The sequence below is a fragment of the Stenotrophomonas sp. GbtcB23 genome (genome assembly GCF_019091045.1).
GTDB lineage: Bacteria > Pseudomonadota > Gammaproteobacteria > Xanthomonadales > Xanthomonadaceae > Stenotrophomonas > Stenotrophomonas rhizophila_A.
The window spans coordinates 1-331 of the sequence record NZ_JAGXKC010000283.1; the positions used below are offsets into that span (position 1 = coordinate 1).

1 protein-coding gene is annotated in these 331 nt (G+C 69.2%); it reads left to right on the forward strand.

Features of this window, described 5'->3' with window-relative positions; translation table 11 throughout:
• Positions 1 to 331, forward strand: a 331-nt coding sequence (locus KVS69_RS19125; protein WP_302675388.1) for an enolase C-terminal domain-like protein, incomplete at both ends; no start/stop codon positions are given.

Sequence of the window (331 nt, forward strand, 5' to 3'; positions counted from 1 at the left end):
AGGCGATCGTGCAGCTTGCCGAGGCTGCCCATGAGCGCTACGGCTTCCGTGACTTCAAGCTGAAGGGTGGCGTCCTGTCCGGCGACGAGGAAATCGCGGCCGTGACCGCCATCGCCCACCGGTTTCCCGAGGCGCGGGTCGCCCTGGACCCGAACGGTGCCTGGTCGCTTGATGAGGCGATCCGCCTCTGCAAGGGCCGCAACGACGTGCTTGCCTATGCGCAGGATCCCTGCGGGGCTGAGCAGCGATATTCCGGCCGGGAGGTCATGGCCGAGTTCCGGCGGGCGACGGGCCTGCCGGCGGCCACGAACATGGTGGCGATGGGCTGGCG